17 protein-coding genes and 2 pseudogenes are annotated in these 17,723 nt (G+C 45.4%); 8 read left to right on the top strand and 11 right to left on the bottom strand.

Annotation, left to right across the window (positions count from 1 at the left end; genetic code table 11):
- Window positions 1-36: 36 nt before the first annotated feature.
- From QUA10_RS23515 to plsX, 7 genes are all read right to left on the bottom strand, one after another.
- Window positions 37-486, bottom strand: coding sequence for a hypothetical protein (locus QUA10_RS23515; RefSeq protein ID WP_333085022.1), 450 nt, complete (start codon window positions 484-486; stop codon window positions 37-39).
- A gap of 154 nt (window positions 487-640) precedes the next feature.
- Window positions 641-1,279 carry a lysophospholipid acyltransferase family protein gene (locus tag QUA10_RS23510; protein ID WP_333039474.1) on the bottom strand — a complete coding sequence of 213 codons (639 nt, stop codon included), beginning with the start codon at window positions 1,277-1,279 and terminating at the stop codon, window positions 641-643.
- A 255-nt stretch (window positions 1,280-1,534) separates the two neighbouring features.
- Window positions 1,535-2,473: a phosphate ABC transporter substrate-binding protein gene (locus QUA10_RS23505; protein ID WP_333085023.1), complete on the bottom strand. Its 939-nt coding sequence runs from the start codon at window positions 2,471-2,473 to the stop codon at window positions 1,535-1,537.
- Window positions 2,474-2,483: 10 nt separating this feature from the next.
- Complete coding sequence (locus QUA10_RS23500; protein ID WP_333085024.1) at window positions 2,484-3,197, bottom strand: PspA/IM30 family protein; 714 nt, start codon at window positions 3,195-3,197, stop codon at window positions 2,484-2,486.
- 244 nt (window positions 3,198-3,441) lie between these two features.
- Entirely contained in the window at window positions 3,442-4,323 is an 882-nt protein-coding gene (gene fabD, locus QUA10_RS23495; RefSeq protein ID WP_015175203.1) for an ACP S-malonyltransferase, read from the bottom strand.
- A gap of 402 nt (window positions 4,324-4,725) precedes the next feature.
- Window positions 4,726-5,727 carry a beta-ketoacyl-ACP synthase III gene (locus tag QUA10_RS23490; protein ID WP_333085025.1) on the bottom strand — a complete coding sequence of 334 codons (1,002 nt, stop codon included), beginning with the start codon at window positions 5,725-5,727 and terminating at the stop codon, window positions 4,726-4,728.
- A 164-nt stretch (window positions 5,728-5,891) separates the two neighbouring features.
- A complete protein-coding gene (plsX, locus tag QUA10_RS23485) occupies window positions 5,892-6,941 on the bottom strand; it encodes a phosphate acyltransferase PlsX (RefSeq protein ID WP_333085048.1) in 1,050 nt (349 codons plus the stop codon).
- 352 nt (window positions 6,942-7,293) lie between these two features.
- Here plsX and QUA10_RS23480 point away from each other — a divergent pair, with 352 nt between their 5' ends.
- From QUA10_RS23480 to QUA10_RS23450, 7 genes and pseudogenes are all read left to right on the top strand, one after another.
- Window positions 7,294-8,628 carry a D-alanyl-D-alanine carboxypeptidase gene (locus tag QUA10_RS23480; protein ID WP_333085026.1) on the top strand — a complete coding sequence of 445 codons (1,335 nt, stop codon included), beginning with the start codon at window positions 7,294-7,296 and terminating at the stop codon, window positions 8,626-8,628.
- Window positions 8,629-8,709: 81 nt separating this feature from the next.
- The gene (gene rpsP, locus QUA10_RS23475) at window positions 8,710-8,994 is read left to right on the top strand and encodes a 30S ribosomal protein S16 (RefSeq protein ID WP_333085027.1); all 285 of its coding nucleotides are present in this window, start codon (window positions 8,710-8,712) and stop codon (window positions 8,992-8,994) included.
- A complete protein-coding gene (locus QUA10_RS23470) occupies window positions 8,966-9,454 on the top strand; it encodes a KH domain-containing protein (protein WP_333085049.1) in 489 nt (162 codons plus the stop codon). The genes rpsP and QUA10_RS23470 overlap by 29 nt, the downstream gene beginning before the upstream one ends.
- A gap of 377 nt (window positions 9,455-9,831) precedes the next feature.
- Complete coding sequence (locus QUA10_RS23465) at window positions 9,832-10,785, top strand: PhoH family protein (protein ID WP_333085028.1); 954 nt, start codon at window positions 9,832-9,834, stop codon at window positions 10,783-10,785.
- A gap of 144 nt (window positions 10,786-10,929) precedes the next feature.
- Complete coding sequence (locus QUA10_RS23460) at window positions 10,930-11,334, top strand: ChuX/HutX family heme-like substrate-binding protein (RefSeq protein WP_333085029.1); 405 nt, start codon at window positions 10,930-10,932, stop codon at window positions 11,332-11,334.
- A gap of 243 nt (window positions 11,335-11,577) precedes the next feature.
- The gene (locus QUA10_RS23455; RefSeq protein WP_333085030.1) at window positions 11,578-12,354 is read left to right on the top strand and encodes a DUF6816 family protein; all 777 of its coding nucleotides are present in this window, start codon (window positions 11,578-11,580) and stop codon (window positions 12,352-12,354) included.
- Window positions 12,355-12,384: 30 nt separating this feature from the next.
- Window positions 12,385-12,573, top strand: a pseudogene (locus tag QUA10_RS23450) (photosystem II q(b) protein); the annotation flags it as partial.
- A 92-nt stretch (window positions 12,574-12,665) separates the two neighbouring features.
- Here the strand turns inward: QUA10_RS23450 and QUA10_RS23445 are convergent.
- The 4 genes and pseudogenes from QUA10_RS23445 to QUA10_RS23430 form a co-directional block, all read right to left on the bottom strand.
- Window positions 12,666-13,808, bottom strand: a pseudogene (locus QUA10_RS23445) (IS4 family transposase).
- Window positions 13,809-14,361: 553 nt separating this feature from the next.
- On the bottom strand, window positions 14,362-14,898 hold the full coding sequence (locus QUA10_RS23440; RefSeq protein ID WP_333085031.1) for a transposase: 537 nt from the start codon (window positions 14,896-14,898) through the stop codon (window positions 14,362-14,364).
- A gap of 652 nt (window positions 14,899-15,550) precedes the next feature.
- The gene (locus tag QUA10_RS23435; protein ID WP_333085032.1) at window positions 15,551-15,769 is read right to left on the bottom strand and encodes a hypothetical protein; all 219 of its coding nucleotides are present in this window, start codon (window positions 15,767-15,769) and stop codon (window positions 15,551-15,553) included.
- Window positions 15,770-16,275: 506 nt separating this feature from the next.
- Window positions 16,276-16,572 (bottom strand): hypothetical protein, encoded by a 297-nt coding sequence (locus tag QUA10_RS23430; RefSeq protein WP_333085033.1) that lies wholly within the window; start codon window positions 16,570-16,572, stop codon window positions 16,276-16,278.
- A gap of 142 nt (window positions 16,573-16,714) precedes the next feature.
- On the opposite strand from QUA10_RS23430, the gene QUA10_RS23425 reads away from it, so the two are divergent.
- Window positions 16,715-17,371, top strand: a complete 657-nt coding sequence (locus tag QUA10_RS23425) for a hypothetical protein (RefSeq protein WP_333085034.1) — start codon at window positions 16,715-16,717, stop codon at window positions 17,369-17,371.
- Window positions 17,372-17,723 lie beyond the last annotated feature (352 nt).

The following is a 17,723-nucleotide window of genomic DNA, read 5'->3' as shown; positions in this document are numbered from 1 at the left end:
GCATCTATCACGGGATGGGATTATATTCTATCGGCACTAAATACTGTAGCATAATTTTGGAGAATTGGTATAAATTCTAGCTGTTTCTTCGGGAATTCCCAAGTCAGTCAAGGCCTTCACCACCCCACCGAAAGCCGCCGCCGAGACGCCAGTGCTTGCTACGCTAGCCACCAGTGAGGCGCCCAAAGTGCCCGCTGCAATCATCGGCCCGATTCCGGGAATAGCTAAACTTCCGAGACCCACTAGCACGGTGGCTAAAGCACTATTTGTCAGAGTGTCTGCTACCACTCCTGCTCCTGTGTCTAGATTTTTATCGCCTACCTGAGCGATGGTTTCAGTCTCGCCTACAGACTCGCCTGCATCCCTAGCAACAACCGAAACTTTATCCATTGGAAACCCGGAAGATTTCAATTCTGTCAGAGCTTGCTCGGCATCTTCGCGGTTAGAAAACAATCCCAACGCGCGGGTTTGATTGCTTTTTACCATATCTTTATTCTTATCTCCTGTCCAATTAAACTCAAATTTAAGCCTAATTATTGCGCTTGTTTTCAATCACTTGTATTAATATTTTTCGATGTTTATCTTCAGCATTCATCTATCTGTAGATATAACCTGAAAAACAGCAACAAAAGTTATAAAATTAGCGCCCCAAATCGTGCATCGCATTAATCTCGATCGCACATCTTTGAGTCAACGCTTGCAACTCCTCGCGATCCGACGAACCGGGCGCTTCAATTAGCTTGCCAATTCGCACCGTCAGCGGCACCGGACGCGGCACTGCCGAACCTTTGGACGAAATGGCGTGAGTTCCCCACAAACTAACAGGTAACAGCGGCGCTTTAGCCTTAGCAGCTATCAGCGCAGCACCTAATTTCGGTTCAGTAATTCTGCCATCCGGCGTGCGAGTTCCCTGCAAAAATACACCCGTCGCCCAGCCATTTTCCAAAGAGTTGATAGCCGAGCGAATTGCACTGCGATCGGCACTTTCCCGCTTGACTGGATAAGCACCGTAAAGCGTAATTGCCTGCTTCAAAATAGGAACTTTAAATAACTCTTCCTTTGCCATAAATGCGACGGGCCTCCTCATGCAATTCGACAAAATCGGCGGGTCAAAATCGCTGGCGTGATTGCTGACTACCACCACCGGCCCTTCTGTCGGAACATTTTCTGCACCGTAGATGCGGCCTCGAAAGTACAGGTGCAGCATCGGGCTGACAATTGACCATTTAAATAAATAGTAGAGAAGTAAACTTTCGACTGGTTCGCGACTTTTGCTCACAGAAAAACCTTAAATTTTAAATTACATCGAATATTAGCCTATCAGTTCAGCAATCAAAAAAGAAGCACTACACGGATTTTGACACCGATACACGGATAGGCCCAGCGATCGGACTGTTTAGCTCATTGGCTAAGTTGACTATCATCAGTGTATCCGTGTTTATGCGTGTCGTGCTGTTAGATGATTCGGCGGTTGAAACCGCTTTGCCAGCTTGTGTAGCGCCAGAATAAATTCTGGCGAATTCTTTGCAAAGGTTCAATTTCCGGCCAGCATAGCTTTTTGTCCTTCTGAAGAAGTCGCGTAGCCTAAGAAATCCTTAACTGCTTGGCTAGGAGGATTTTGGTAGGCGTAGTACAACTGCCGCTTGTAAGGATAGTTACCCGCATCCGGCGTCGCACCGTTAACGGGAACAACGCGCACCGTTTTCTGATTGGCTACTTGAGCGAATGTGGCATAGCCAATGCCGTTGTTGCCTAAAGCTTGCAGCAGGGGAGTTGTCGCATCTCGATCGAGCGTGGTAATATTTGCCGTCGTGCCAAACTCGCCACCTCCGAGCACTTGTTCTTTAAATGTTTGGTGAGTGCCGCTAACTGCCGGTCTGTTAATTACTTTAATTTGGCCCGCTGGGCCGCCGACTTTCGACCAGTCTTGAGTATTTCCTTTGAAGATATCTTGAACTTGAGCGGAAGTTAAACCTCCTTTGAAGGGGTTGTTTACGCCAACTACAAGGGCGATCGTATCTAGGGCAACAGGCACCGCTGCCAAACCCCGACCTTGTTCTTGAGCCGTCAAAGGTCGCGATACCGCTGCAATATCGGTTGTTCCCGCCACCAAATCCTGAATTCCTTTTTCAGAACCGTTCGCTTTGGTATCGACTGTAGTGCCGGAAAACTTGCCTTGAAAGCCGTTCTTGAGGTTCTGATTGATTGTCACCATGCTGGTAGAACCGTCAATTCTCACGGCCGTGCCTGCAGGTACGGAAGCTGGAAGTGCAAAAGAAGTAGCTGCAACAGGCGAAGCACCGCCGACTACTGGCGCGACTGGAGGTGCGACAGCATTGCCTGCGGGTGTGGGAGTGGGGGTATTATTAGCATCCTGGGAGGCTGGTTTATTGAGAAAAAAGAACCAGCCACCGCCGGCGAGCAAGAGAAATAACAAAATAAAAACTATGGGGGGAGGCCCGCTCTTAGCCATAAAATTCTCCTTAGTTGGGAAGTTCTTTGTTGTTGGAGCCTTCTAACATTTGTAGCCTGCGATTAACTTCATCGTCTAAGGTCATATTTTCTAATTCTGCCTGAAGTCTTTCTTGGGGGTTTTCAGATAGTTCTGCTAAAGCTTGCTGTTTGAGGTTGCGGCCGTGGACGGCGTTTTTGGCTTGCTCAAACTGCGATCGAGCTGAATCGATACTGAGGTCGTTGTTGACTTTGGATATGGCTCCGAGGGCTTCGTTAATCTCGGCCATATCTTTCATATTTTGCATATCGGTTTTGTAAGCTTCCAGCTTCATCCGTTCTCGATTTAGCTTGTCTTTGGAAGCGTTGACGTACTGTTCGGCTTGTTTTACTTGGGCTTCTAACTGTGGCAGAATTTGTTCTGTCTGAATTACTTTCGACATTGCCAAGCGGGCTGCTTCTTCGTTGCCGTTGCGCTGGGCTGTGATGGCTTGGCGCTCTACGGTTTGCATTTCCCTAACTTTTTCTTCATATTTCGTTTTAGCGCGCTGGTAGGCTGCAACTTGGGTGGAGACTGCTGCTGCTAGCTTTTGCACTGATTCTTGCATTGATCGCAGTGACTCTTCGGCTACCGCCACCGCCACCTGGCCGCCGGATTCTACGGGCAGTCCCCACATCCAGTTCCACGCACCTACGATGGTTCTGCCTGCCTTGTCGCCCATCAACCAGTAAAGGACTTTTTTCATATAAGTAGCAGATAAGCTTGGTTTTTATGCCTAGTGTATATCAGGATTTGTTAATCGGCCCGTCAGGTCGATCGATTTCTAGATTTTTGATTAATATTTTCTAACTGTCTGGATCGTCTATCCCCAATTTGCAAAACAGGCAATATTCGGATTTGCCTGTTGTGCGATTCGTTATTTGGGCAATCTTCGGATCGATTAACTCTCAATTTTATAACCTGCCGTTTAATAACAGGCTAAAAATAGATTAAGCGGGTAAATCTGCAAAACTGCTAACATTTACCAATGCTAAATCGGGACAAGTCCGTTTGATCAAACCTGTGAGAACTTTGCCGGGGCCAATTTCCACTACCCGATCAATTCCTTGTTGTGGCAATTGCAGGGAAATTTCTCGCCACCGCACGCCTTTGGTCATCTGCTGAGTCAACCGCTGCTTTAAAGTGGCTGCGCTGGTAGTGGCTGACGGTTCTGCGTTCGAGAGCACCAGCATTTTAGCATCGGAAAACCTGGCCGACTTTAAGGCTAGTTGAAACTCTGCCGCCACTGATGCCATCAGGGGAGAGTGAAACGCACCGGAAACATTCAATTTAACGGCGCGTTTGACTTTGATTTTGGCAAGCAAATCTTCTACTGCTGCGGGAGTTCCAGAAATCACGACTTGTGCTTCGCTGTTGTCGTTTGCCAGCACCACGTCTCGGCTGTATTGAATTTGCAGTTCTAGTTCCTGCCTGTCGAACCCGATCAAAGCCACCATTTGACCGCCGGAGGCAGTGTCCATGAGTTCGGCGCGACGTTTGACTAAGCGCAATCCGGTTTCAAAGTCAAAGACGCCTGCTGCGTAGAGGGCAACATATTCTCCTAAACTGTGACCGGCAACTACCGCTGGTCGATCGCTTTTTTCTCGCACTAAGTCGGCCAAAATACTTTCTACCACGAACAAGCAAGGCTGAGTGTAGAGAGTCCGAGATAGTTTTGCTTCTTCTTTTTGGCAAACTTCCGGGACAGACCAGCCTAAAATTTCTTTAGCGAGCTCAAATTTGGCTTTGGCTGTTGGCAAGTTTAATAAGTCTGCACCCATCCCGATCGCCTGGGAACCTTGTCCGGGAAATACCCATGCTGTTTTAGTCATTTTTCCGGTAATCTGCTAATTGGTGGTTGCTAATTGGTGATTGCAAAAATTCTTTCTTTCCCGCTTCTAAGTTCGCTCGCTGGTATCCGCTATCTTTCGGTTAACGAACTCTCTACTCGCGACTCATAATTATAACATCTGACTGCGATTTTTACCAGGTTTATTTTTTTTTGCTACTTTAATTTGATTAATAGGCGTAGCACAATTTTCAACCTTCAAACCGGGGAAAGTCGATCGAAGAATAGAGGATGTTCCATGTCAGCACGCCCTTGTCAATAACTGCTGTCCGGCTGGTGCACCGCTGCGAACCTTGCCCTATGTATGGCGTGTTAAAGGATTTGTATTTTACTCGATCGAACTCCCGACAATAACCGGAGCAAGTTTACAGCCGGCCGCCAAATATTACCTTCCCCATTGAAAAATCGCAGCCCCCCAAGTCAAACCTGCACCGAAACCAGCAGCAGCAATAGTATCGCCCGCTTTAACTTTACCCAGACGCACGGCTTCGTCTAAGGCAAGGGGAATTGAAGCCGCTGAGGTATTGCCGTAATTCGCCAAATTGCTGATTACTTTTTCGGGTGGAATCTTTAGCCTTTGGGCAACTGCATCAAGAATCCGCTGATTGGCTTGGTGCAACAACAGCCAGTCAATGTCGGCGACGCTGATATTGGCCCGAAACATAGCTTTTTCTATGACTTCCGGCACTTTTCTCACGGCAAAGCGATAGATTTCTTGACCATTCATTGTGATGGGTTCAAATCCGCCAACTCCGACGCTGACGCCCTCAATTAATTCTTTTGACTCGGCTTTGTAAGCCAAATTGAGAGACGAATTTTGTGTGCCGTCGCTGCGAATTTCAAATCCCAAAAAGGAATCGACTTCCGAAGCTTGCAATACCACCGCACCTGCACCGTCTCCAAATAGAATGCAAGTACCCCGATCCGACCAATTCACCCAGCGAGATAAAATATCTGCTCCGATCAGCAAAACATTTTGATAAACCCCTGTCCGAATGAACTGCGAGGCTGTCACTAAACCAAAAATAAAGCCCGAACAAGCTGCTGTTAAATCAAAAGCCACAGCTTTTGTCGCGCCCAATTGATATTGAATTTTACTGGCAGTGCCAAACAAATCGTCAGGACTCGAAGTCGCCAAAATAATTAAATCGATATCTGTCGGCGAAATTTCTGCCATGGCGATCGCCTTTTGAGATGCCTCTGTGGCTAAATCGCACAAAGAAGTGCGATCGTCAGCCAGCCTGCGCGCTCGAATCCCCGTCCGCGCGCCAATCCACTCGTCAGAAGTTTCTACTATCTGACTCAAACCGTTATTATCCAGCGAAACCTGCGGTGTACAAGAACCGCTACCTGTGACGGCAATGCCGAACCCTGATTGCTGCAACATTCCTCTCCATTTACTCGCTGTTCGATCGAGAAATTAAAAATTAAAAACTATCAATTAAAATTATTTTTTAAACTGCTGAAATTACTTTTTTTTAAGCAAAACAGTGGGTTTAAGCTGACATTTTTAATTTTACATTTTTAATTTTTAATTCCTACTTACTGCCTCTAATTCACAGCTTCTTGTTCCAGAGCGCTTTGGTGATTGGACGATCGAATCCGCTCCAGCACTTGGTTGTCAATAGCCTCCTTCGCCAAACGAATGGCATTAAAAATCGAGCCAGCTTGAGACGAACCGTGGCTGATAATGCAAACTCCAGCAACGCCCAATAGCAAACCGCCGCCGTGTTCAACGTGGTCTACCCGCTGCTTAAATCCTTGCAAGCTTTTTTGCAGCAGAGGATCGTTAATTTGATGTTGGAGTCCTTTGACTAATTCTTCCTTCAGCACTTGCACGACGACTTCGCCCACCGCTTCGGCAAACTTCAACAACACGTTGCCGACAAACCCGTCGCAGACAATCACGTCGAATTTCCCCGACAGCACGTCGCGGCCTTCGGCATTGCCCACAAAAGGAATGTTCGGGTTGTCCACCAATAACTGGTGAGTTCGCACTGCGGCGTCGTTGCCTTTAGAAGGTTCTTCGCCAATGTTGAGCAGGCCGATTTTAGGTTCGGCGACGCCGAGAACGCACTGGCTGTAAATAGTTCCCATAAGAGCGAACTGCTCCAAAAATTTGGGGCGGCAGTCCACATTAGCGCCAACATCGAGAATGAGTACAGAGCTGCCCGGTATCATTGTCGGCAAAACCGCACCGATCGCAGGGCGATCAATGCCGGGGAGCCGGCCCAACCTGAGCAGAGCAGCAGCCATTGCCGCGCCGGAGTGACCGGCGGACACCACAGCATCAGCTTGCTGCTGCTTTACCAAGTTCATCGCTACGTTAATCGAAGCGTTGGGCTTGCGTTTGAGGGCACTCAAAGGTTCTTCGTGCATTTCTACCGCTCCTTCAGAAGGAACGATTTCTAGCTGACCTGTAGAGACGCGGCCGATCGCGTCTTGTTGCCGGAGCGAGTCTTCTATTTGCTGCGGGTCGCCCACCAGCAAAATCTCTACGCCTAATTCTTCTTGTGCCTTAAGCGCTCCAGCTACAACTTCGGCGGGGGCATGATCCCCACCCATAGCGTCTATCGCAATTCTTGCGCGTGTCGATCCCATTGACCAATGTTTGAGAAACACTAAAAATTCTACCAGGAAGTCAGGAGCCTGAATCCACAAGTCTGAATAAAGAACTAAAATCCGCTCGCTAGGGCGATCGGACAATTCTTATTTCCGACTACTCTGATAGAACTTGTTTTGTCACTACTTTACTATTTTTGACGGCATATTGAAAAAATCAATGAAATAGTTTACATGACCGCAAGCACTTTAGTCCGGGAACGCCGGATTCATCTGTGGAGCAAGAAAAAAGCTCCCCATCCTCATCACTTGCCCCGGGATTTATCAGTGGGAGCGCTTTCTTCAATTCTTTAATCTCAAATCTCAAATCGATTGACTTTAGGAGTAAAAAATGCTGGATTTATTTAGCTCAGGGATGATGTCTCTGTGGCTGGACATGGCTGGGGTAGGCAGTGCCGCGCCTAATGCTGCGTCAGTGCTGGCTTGGCGGGGAGGGATACCCGGGTTAGTGGTGGCCGAAGATTTGGCTTTTGGGCGAATAAATGCGACAAATCCAGACTTGCCTGCAGAAGCGACAGTGCGGGAATATTTAAAAGAGTTGAAAGACAAAAACCTGATTGATGGAAATCAGGGAATTTGGGTGCAAGCGGGAATGGTGCCACTGGTAAGTCAGCAGGGGAAGGCGCTGATGCCTGGGGCTTCGCTGACTAAGATTGCAACTTCTCTGGCGTCGCTGGAGACTTGGGGCCCTGATTATCAGTTTGAAACGCGGTTCCGGGGAACTGGGCCGATTAGGAATGGGGTGTTGCAGGGAGATTTGGTGGTCAGCGGCGGGGGCGATCCGCTGTTTGTGTGGGAGGAGGCGATCGCCGTTGGCAATGCTCTCAATCAAATGGGTATCAATCGTGTGGCTGGGAATTTGGTGGTGACAGGCAATTTTCGCATGAATTATCAGTCCGATCTTTTGGTGGCGGGGGAGATACTGCGGCAAGCTCTTGAGGGTAGCAATTGGCCTGCGGACGTGGTGGCAATGTATTCTAAGATGGCTCCGGGAACTAGAAAGCCGCAAGTAACGGTTGCCGGCAGCGTCATTGCTGAGAAATTTGTGACTTCGGGGCGTTTGCTGCTGAAGCGCCGATCCCTCCCTTTAGCCGAAATTCTCAAGCAGATGAATGTCCACAGTGATAATGAAATAGCTCAGATGCTGGCCGACGATTTGGGGGGGGCAAAAATAGTGCAGCAGCAAGCGACTTGGGCTGCGGGGGTGCCGGAGGAGGAACTTCAATTAGTTAACGGTTCGGGATTGGGAGTGGAAAATCGGATGTCTCCGAGGGCGGCTTGTGGGATGATGCAGGCGATCGCGCGTAACCTTCAGACTACTGGCCTGACGATTGCTGACTTGTTTCCGGTGTCCGGGCGGGATAAAGGCACTGTGGAACATCGGCACATTCCGCGATCGGCTGTGGTGAAAACTGGTACTTTGGACACTGTGATTGCTTTGGCTGGAGCCATACCCACGCGCGATCGGGGTTTAGTGTGGTTTGCAATTATTAATCGCGGCACCGATTGGGACTCTTTGAGAGAGCAGCAAGATATATTTTTGCAAAAATTGGTGCAGCAGTGGGGAATTGCATCGATTTTGCCAGTAGCAATTACACCGCACATTGACGGCGCCAGACCTGCCTTGGGGGCAGCAAATCGTAGCGATATTTTGGTCGGAGGTTAAGAAATAGGGGTTGAGTTGGGGTTTGGGGAAGGAGCACTGACAAAATAGCTTAGAATTGGAACAAGACTATTGTGCAAGAAGATGATCAAACTGCGATTGAAGAGATACGGGAAAAAACGCGAGACAAGCTACCGGATTGTAGCGATGAACAGTTCTACCCGCCGCGACGGCCGTCCCCTAGAAGAGCTCGGCTATTACAACCCCAGAAATAACGAAACCAGGCTGGATGTTCCAGCGATTGTCAAGCGCCTGCAAGACGGCGCTCAGCCAACTGACACTGTGCGTGACATCCTGAGAAAAGCCCATGTATTTGAACAAGTCGGAGCCGGAGCCAACGTTGAATCCAGCACAGCAACAGTCAGCTAGTCCCAACTATGCTGGACTGGTTAAGTTTTTAATTGGGCCTTTTTTAGAGACCCCAGGCTCTTTGCGGGTTGATTGCGAACTGCACCCGCGACAATCGCGGGTCTGGGTTAGGCTGGCTTTTGAAGATCCCGACAAAGGCCGGGTTTACGGTAGGGGGGGACGCAATATTCAGGCGATTAGAACTACGCTCGAAGCGGTGGCGCAGACGGCGGGTCAGTCGCTCTACTTAGATATATACGATGGTGAAGCGGGTGATCGCGGATCTGGCCCGCCCAGAGGCGATCGCGACCGCCCGGATCGCGACCGCCCGGATCGTGGCTCGCGGGAGCCGCGAGGCGACTTCCGACCCCGGACGCCACCTCCGTCGCCGAGCCCCTTAGCTAGCAGAACTCCGAGAGAACAACCTCGCCGTACTAACACACCTACGTTTAGAACGAGCAGAAATACTCCCGGTTATTAGCTAACTGCAGAGCCCAGAAAGAATTTTAGATTTTAGATTGCCTGTTGTAGACTTTGTATTACAAGCGCCGTTTAGTTTGAAATTGCCGGTTTTGCGATCGGAAACAAATGTAAAATTTTAAATTTCAAATGTCAGCGGCATCAGGTTAATCTAAAATCTAAAATTTCCCATCTAAAATCTAAAATTGCCTGACTTAATAGAAGGGAGATTTGATTTGTGCCTCAAGCACCAAACTCATTTGGGAGCTAAATCTAAAAGACGCCTTAGATACTAGGTAAAACCTAGTAACTGGCGTCTTTTTGTTCGCAAATAGTGACGACAGGTTGAACCTTTAGTTGTTAACTTTTAATTGCTTATTTGGAGGAGCTTATGTTGGCATGAATGAAAAACTAATAATAGAGTTACCGAGCAGCCAAAGCGCAATGTCGCTGGCCGGTCATCAAGAAGAAAACCTGAAAATGATCTCTAAGCAAACCGGTGCTAACGTGGTAATGCGAGGGCAAGAACTGCTGATTTCCGGTACAAAAAGTCAAGTAGAATTGTGTCATAAATTAGTGCGATCGCTCTCCGACTATTGGAAATCCGGCAAAAATATTACCGGAGTTGAAATCCAGACGGCGCGCCAAGCTTTGGATACCAACCGCCAAGGCGATTTACAAGACTTGCAGCGAGACGTTCTCGCCAGAACCCGCCGCGGCGAAGAAATTAGAGCCAAAACCTTCAAGCAGCGGCAATACGTCCAAGCAGTACGCACACACGACCTGACATTTTGCATTGGCCCCGCTGGTACCGGCAAAACATTTCTAGCAGCTATTTTCGCCGTGCAAGCGCTGTTGAGCAAGCAGTACGAACGGCTGATTTTAACAAGGCCAGCCGTGGAAGCTGGCGAAAAATTAGGGTTTTTGCCGGGAGATTTGCAGCAAAAAGTCGATCCATATTTGCGCCCGCTTTACGACGCCCTGCAAGAAATGATCGACCCTGAAAAAATGGCCGATTTAATGGAAAGAGGCTTGATAGAAGTAGCTCCTTTAGCTTATATGCGGGGCCGCACTCTCAGCAATGCTTTCGTAATTTTGGACGAAGCTCAAAATACGACGCCGGCTCAGATGAAAATGGTGTTGACTCGTCTGGGCTTTCGCTCGAGAATGGTAGTAACGGGGGATATCACTCAAACAGATTTGCCACCAAACCAACAGTCGGGATTGTCAGTAGCCCAAAACATTCTACGCAACGTTGAGGGCATTGCTTTCTGCGAATTCTCTCAGGCGGATGTGGTGCGACATCCTCTAGTCCAGCGGATTGTCGCTGCTTACGAATTGCACGAAACATAGTCATTAGTCATTAGTCAGTAGTTGTTGGTTGTTAGTTATTGTTGTTTTTAATTACCAATAATCAATGCCCAATGCTCTTGGGCCCAATGCCCAATGCCTAATTCCCAATTCCCAATACCTAATTCTCAATTCCCAAATTAAATTATGCCTAACCTGAAAGAATTCTTGGAAGCTTGCGAACAATTGGGAACGCTGCGTTTAATCGTGACTAGCAGCGCGGCTGTGCTGGAAGTGCGCGGTTCAATTCACAAGCTGTTTTATGCGGAGTTGCCGAAGGGAAAGTATGCCAATATGCACGCCGAAATATTTGAGTTTCACCTAAATATTGACAAAATAAAACAGGTGAAGTTTGAAACTGGCGAAGCTAAAAGAGGCAATTTCACTACTTATGCAATTCGTTTTCTCGACGAACAAAATGAGCCTGCTTTGAGCGCGTTTTTGCAGTGGGGAAAGCCGGGGGAATACGAACCAGGACAGGTGGAAAATTGGCACGACTTGAAGGAAAAATACGGGGAAGTTTGGGAACCAGCACCTGTTGATGCGCTTTAAAAAATAGGTTTTTCCACCTTTAAATTGCATATTGGGGGCGGGCAGGATGCCCAACCCCTACTTCCCACAAGCCGAACATTTATTTTTGTGGAAGAGGCATCTTGCCTGTTTCTGAAAATGGTAGAAAATATGATGTTTAACTGATTTGTTGTCTAATTTTTCAATTAATGAACCGCAGAGGGCGCAGAGACCGCAGAGAAGAGAAAGAGAAACATAAAATTAGTTGTTTGAATGTAATTGGGTATGAAGGTAATTTGGAGTTTTTGTTTGGTTTTGCTGGTGTTGCTGTGGGGTGGCGGTGCGAGGGCGGGGGTTTTGGGCGAGCGGATATCAAGTTTTCCCAATTGGGAAAGCAAGCCTCCTATCGCTGTAGCTAAGGGAGATTTGGTATATCCCGACTGGATGGCGGGGAATTGGAATGTTGCTAGCACTTTGGTAGATTTAGCCGCTCCTTTAGGGCCAAATATTGTCACGCCAGGGTTTGAAAGCAACCGCCAGTATTTGCAGCAGCCGATATTATTTAAAGTGCGATTTCAAGCTGAAAAAAATCTTGGGTTATTTTCTAATAATACCTTTAAAAAAACTCAAAAGATTGTAGCCGATCGCACTTTTAACGGTTTGAATATTGCCCAGGCTTATTTAAGCGATCGTAGCGTACTTTCGGTGAAAGTCGATCCCAGCAATCCCAACCGCCAAATTACTGTTTTGAAAGGGGAACGCCAATTAATTTCGATTGTTACCAGTCGGGGAACTGAGACGCCGAATCCTCGCGAGTTTGTGTCTACAGAGATTTCTCAGCAGATTTTTAGGGGAGAGTCTGATATTTATTTAAACGAGGTGGAAACTACAACGGCTTATCAAGTTGTTGAAGGCGGAGAAAATGGCGATTCTGCGAGTAAAAGAATTGAGGCGGATCAGGTGACAGCGATTTATTTGTCGCCGCAAGACCCGGATTATTTTGCTGCTGGGGGGCATCCTGTGGCTCTGTATCGATACCGGTTGGAGTTGGTGCGGGCATAATTAAGCTGTTATCTCGATCAACCTACCAACTTCAACTTCAACCAATCGATAATCGACTCGAAAGGTCGTGTGATCAATACTTGGGCTGATGTGATCAACCGCGCTAACTTGGGTATGTAAGTGATGCGCGAGCACAATGCTCACAACTTCCCGCTGCTTGATTTGGCTGCAAGTGAAGTCACTCCTGTAGCAATGGTTGCTCCTTCTATCAATGGCTAAGTTTTAGCTTTTGATTGACAAACAGCGCTCCTAGTAATATGGGCGCTTTTTGTTTAAAGTATCGATCCATTCTGGGGGGGTGACAAAGAGGTCTACGAGATAGACTGTATAAGGGTTGCAGCCCGCATACCTTGTTGATAAAAGCGGCGTTTAGAAGGAGTTAACTTCATTAACTGTTCCACCTCCAAAGAATATTGTTCTAGATAATGAACCCACTTTTCTCCATCTAGACCAACACCAAATGTACTCCGTCTGCGATATTTTTTCTTGGGTTCTTTGCGACGAGATACATATTTTTTGACCTGCTTTTTCTTCAGTTGAGTGCCTTGAAATATTGCTGAGCTGTACGCAAGTGTCATGAGCAGAATCATGTTAATAAGTCGGTTTCCTTTGAGGCTAGTCCCTTCAAGATCGTAGCCTCCTTTTTTACAGTCTCGGAACATTTCTTCAATGCCCATCCGCTGCTTATAAGCATTGATTGCTGCTGGCAATGAACCTAAATCTGTGAGAATAAACCAAGCTTCTTTAACTTGATATTTACCATAATTTCTTTTCCATTTACAAGCAAGCTCAAATCCGGTGGCAGGTCGAGTTTTTCTCACTCTTTTTCCTTGAACATACAAAGAGGTTCCTGGTACTATCCCTAATTAATCTAACTGTTGCCAAATTAAATTTTCTATTTCGATACAATGATTCTTTTTAAGTCTTAAGCAAAAGGACACACCCTTTGATTTAAGCCAGTTTCCTAAATCAACAGAACAAAATTCACGGTCTCCTAAAACGATTACTTTATATTCTGAAAACAATGGTAAAATTTGCTGTAAACTTGTTGTTTGCTCCTCAAAGTTACTGTTTCCTAATTTTGGCAATAATGACCAGTATAATGGAATTGCTCTTTTTTCCCAGATTAGGCTAACCATAAAAAGATTAATGTGCCCCCATTGACTGCGGTCAATTGCGATTGATAAACGAGTACCAATGGGGCAATAAGTGGTCAACCAATAAGTAATCAAGGGGAACCAAATTAATGATATAGTTAAGTTTTGTAAATCCAGAAATCTTTGTATTTTTCTACGCCGACTTTCTGTTGTAATTGGATAAGGAAATACCCGTGCCAGTCGTTCTAGGCTCACTTGTTTTTCTGATTGCATCACAGATAGCAAAATTATCATTACAAGAAACTGAGCTTTCGTCAGTTGTTTTTTTAAATGAGTCTGGTAAAATGTTGGTATCATTATTTTTTGGATAGGCAAGCGTGTAACAATTATGCTGCCTATCTTTTTTTAGCACACATTGGCTCAATCCTCACCACCTCTGGGTTTCAGGCTGGTTGTTACCCCCCCAGCGATCCATTATGAGGTCAAGAGGTAAGTAGCTACCAATCGATCAATTGATGGGTGCATCTTGACCCAAACCATAAGATATCTTCTGAACAATATTTGGGTCACTCTTCCACTTGGATTCTTTCGATTTGGATTCTATATCTTCAATATTAATTGCTTTGCAAAGCTGAAAGATTTGATGCTCTTTAAATATGGGTCTGCCTAATTGTTTTTCAAAAAGCCTTTTATTTTATTTAGAAAGAAGTATATAGCAAGGACAATCAGGAGCATTATATGCCAACAGCCCACGTTTTAAACAAAGTGAAAGGTCTGCCATTCCCAGCAAACCTGAGTAAATACTCGTAGTGCATACCACCTCAAAAGCTGCTTCTATTTGCTGAAATTATTTTCGGAAGGAAATAACCTCTATAGCCATCCTAAATGATTTTCTATATCTAGAGCAATCCTAAATCATTTTGTATTTGTAAATATATCGACGTATTTTGGGGAAATCAAATTTATGTTCGTTAGTAAAAAAGTCAAACAAAAATTTGACAATCTTAAAAGACCTACATAAATACCAATACTTTCTTAAAAAGTTCTTAGCTTGCAACCAAATATCTTCAACAGGATTCTGTTGGGGAGCATTGGGAGCAAATAAGATACAAGTAATTGACCAGTTATCAGGTTCTTTGTCACCATTTAGTTCTAATAAAAAGTCTCTACATTCTCCATATTTATAATAACTAGGTCCCTCCCAAGTCAAGATAATCTTGCGATTTTTATATTTATTTTGTAAGCATTTTATGAATTTAACTGTTGATTTTCCATCACCAGATGGATGGCTCTGAAGATGGAATTCTTTGCTGTGATAATTGAGTGCGCCCAAATAAGTTTGTCTATCTTTTTCATTGGTAATTGGGACTTCAATTCTGATTTTGGATTTGCCCCAAACATAAGCAGTCAGATCACCATGAAGTAGATGACATTCATCTAAAAACAATACTATTATTTCCCCACATTTTATACCCACCTTGTTTTTAAATAAAATATAGTTAATTTATTCCGTCTTTTTTTTTACAATTTATTTATCAAATTTAGGATAGTTTTTTGAGTTTTTTTCCAACTAATTTTTGCCCGACCGAAAAGTTCATAGTAACTCTGCTTTGATTTATATCACACCATATTCTTGCTCTAAATAAGTAACCAGCTCATCTAAATTCCCATATTCTTTATTGTTTAACGACTCGATTATTTCAGTATTTTTTCGAGCTGTTAAATACCCTTTTGACCCTTTATGTCCTAGTTTAATTCCGGCGATGCCTTTGGTTTTAAATTGTTTTTTTTAATAACAAATAAAAAAAATACTTACACCTAAAATCAGGCTGATTTCATGGTAGATATTACCTGAGATAGCCATCCTTACAGCTATTGCTCGTTTTAGTTCTCTGGCATCGATATCGCTTTTAATGAAAGATTCTAATTGGGCTATTTATTTTTCCCTATCTTTTTGTGGCAGTTGTAAGTTATTCATTTTTTTATTGTCACAATCAAGTATTGCATATAATTGTATCATAGTCTTGATAATGATTTAGGATTGCTATATAGGCATTAATATTAAGCACAATCTCAATTAGACATTCAACACAAAGTTCTCACTCTTCGGTGTCTCGGAGCAAAAATCCTAAGTAAATGAACAACTTACAGGCGATCGCACTGGGGACTTCTGAACCACCTGAGATAGCGAGAATCTCTCCGTTACAGTATTCGTGACGTTCTTCCGCAGTTTCCTCGATCGCCCGGTATTCATCTGGAGTAAAGCAAGTCTTTGTCGAATCTCGAAGATTTGGCGGGTTAGTTGAAGCAATAACCACGATCGCACCTCCTAAATAATTAGACTTTAAATAATTATGGCTTACAGCTCGATAGTTTTCCTAACCCACAGGCGTTTTCCTGGATTCTATTCAAATTCCAGAAAGAACTCTCCATGCCTTTGTCCACTTCTGCTTCACAACCGCTAAATTCGAGCTTTTCTTTTACCCTTAATACTCAATTGCTTGGTAATAGATGTATAATAATGCAAAGCAAAAACCAGATTAATTCCAAAAAATACCAAAGTTAAAACAAAGGTAAAAAAAGACGTAAACGACAGTCGGGAAGTCATCGTAAACATCGCCAAAATGATTGAGCAAAGCCCAAAACCGGCAGCAAAAGAACTCAAAAGCAGCAACCGCACCTTAGACATAGTTTAATTTAAAGATTATCAGTAAAATGCACTCTTGGCACCTAACGAGGAGTGCCAAATGATACTTATTACTATATAGCGAAATTGTTCAGTTCCGCCAAGGGCAAAACGACTACTTTCCTCAAAAGGTTTGAATTATATTGAAAAATACAGCCCGCGCTGTTGCCAACTTCGATCGCCCAACTTAATATCAATCAAAGGAATTCCCCAGCCTCCGCCAGCATTCCACCTTTCGCCGTACAGCCAGCGCAGGCGCAATCCCGCTGACAGCAAAGTCTTCGCTTCCAAAACCGCCCTTCCCCTCGGATTCCAAAAATGGCCAAAATCCACAAACGGCGTCACCTGCAAAACTCCTTGTTTGTCGCGGGTGCGCTTGCATCGGATACCGCAAATCGGCTGAATCAAAAATCCCGCTATCGGCAAGCATTGCATCCTGACAGTAACCCCGCAAGATATCTGAGCCCCCTCTAGCGAATTGTTCGATCGCCAAAAGCTCTGCCCCAGCCCCAGCCAATTCCCCATCTGATCGCACCACCAGCAGCCTCTCAGCAGCCAACAACCGCACGTACTGCTATTGACCCCGCCAGGTCAAAAATCAACTGTCAGGGCGGCTGCTGGTCACAGTAGCGCCAAATGCTGCAACTCCCTAACAGAAATGCGATCGCGCCGCCAAGACATCTCTCTCTCCCCTTTGAGTAAAATCCTGAAACAGCCTCAGCACCCCAACCCGATTTCTTCCCCGATTATCTGCTTCCGACGACAGTGGAAAATCCTTTCCCAGCAAAGATGTATCGCTTTCTCGACTGCGAGTACCAATACCGATCACGATTTCTCTTCTCGGATTTTGCACGATCGGCTCGCGGTAAGTCAACTGCCAACTACTTCAAATCGATCAACTTTGATCGTACCGACAATGTTAGCAATTCTGCAGGGTGTGCCGACGCGGGAACAGCAGGCCGCAAAAGCTGTTCGCCTGAAAGCAAGGGTGCTGGCCGCGCGGGTTATGGGAGGGGAGCCGAATTTGACAGCCCCGGGTTGGGAATCGGAAATTCGTATCTGTTTTCTCCTCGATTCGGCAATTGAGGGAGAGTTTCTGCGGGATCACTTTGGGTCAATTGATCTAGTTCCGGGATGCTATTTTCTTGCTCTTTACTGCCTCTATCTAATTCTGAACCGGAGTATAAATCACGAAGCCGATCGCGATCGTCTGCTGTTTCTTGATTTAGTTTAAATTGAGATGGTAAATTATCATATGAAATTTGCGCTTGCACCCCTGAGTCGGTAGCAACCATCGACTCGCCAACACTTAGAGCTGATAGCAGTGCGGGGCAAATAGCTGCAATTGAAAAACCAAGTGCTAATGCCTTGAAAAACTTGATTTTACAAAAGCTTCTAGAAAATTGCACGGGCATGACAGATTAGCCATATTTGATAGTTATTTACACTTACGATCGGGCGCGGCCGGCGCAATTGCAAGGAATAAAATTACTCTATCACTTTTGAAAGAGTTAATTCCTTAAGTCAATATAAAGATAGTTGACAGCACTCTTATTTTGTGTACTAAATAATTACTGAAAAAAACT

Source organism: Microcoleus sp. Pol8_D6 (assembly GCF_036700965.1).
In the GTDB taxonomy this organism is placed as follows: domain Bacteria; phylum Cyanobacteriota; class Cyanobacteriia; order Cyanobacteriales; family Microcoleaceae; genus Microcoleus.
The sequence above is the reverse complement of the archived record's forward strand: the minus strand, read 5'-3'. Positions and strand labels throughout refer to the sequence as shown.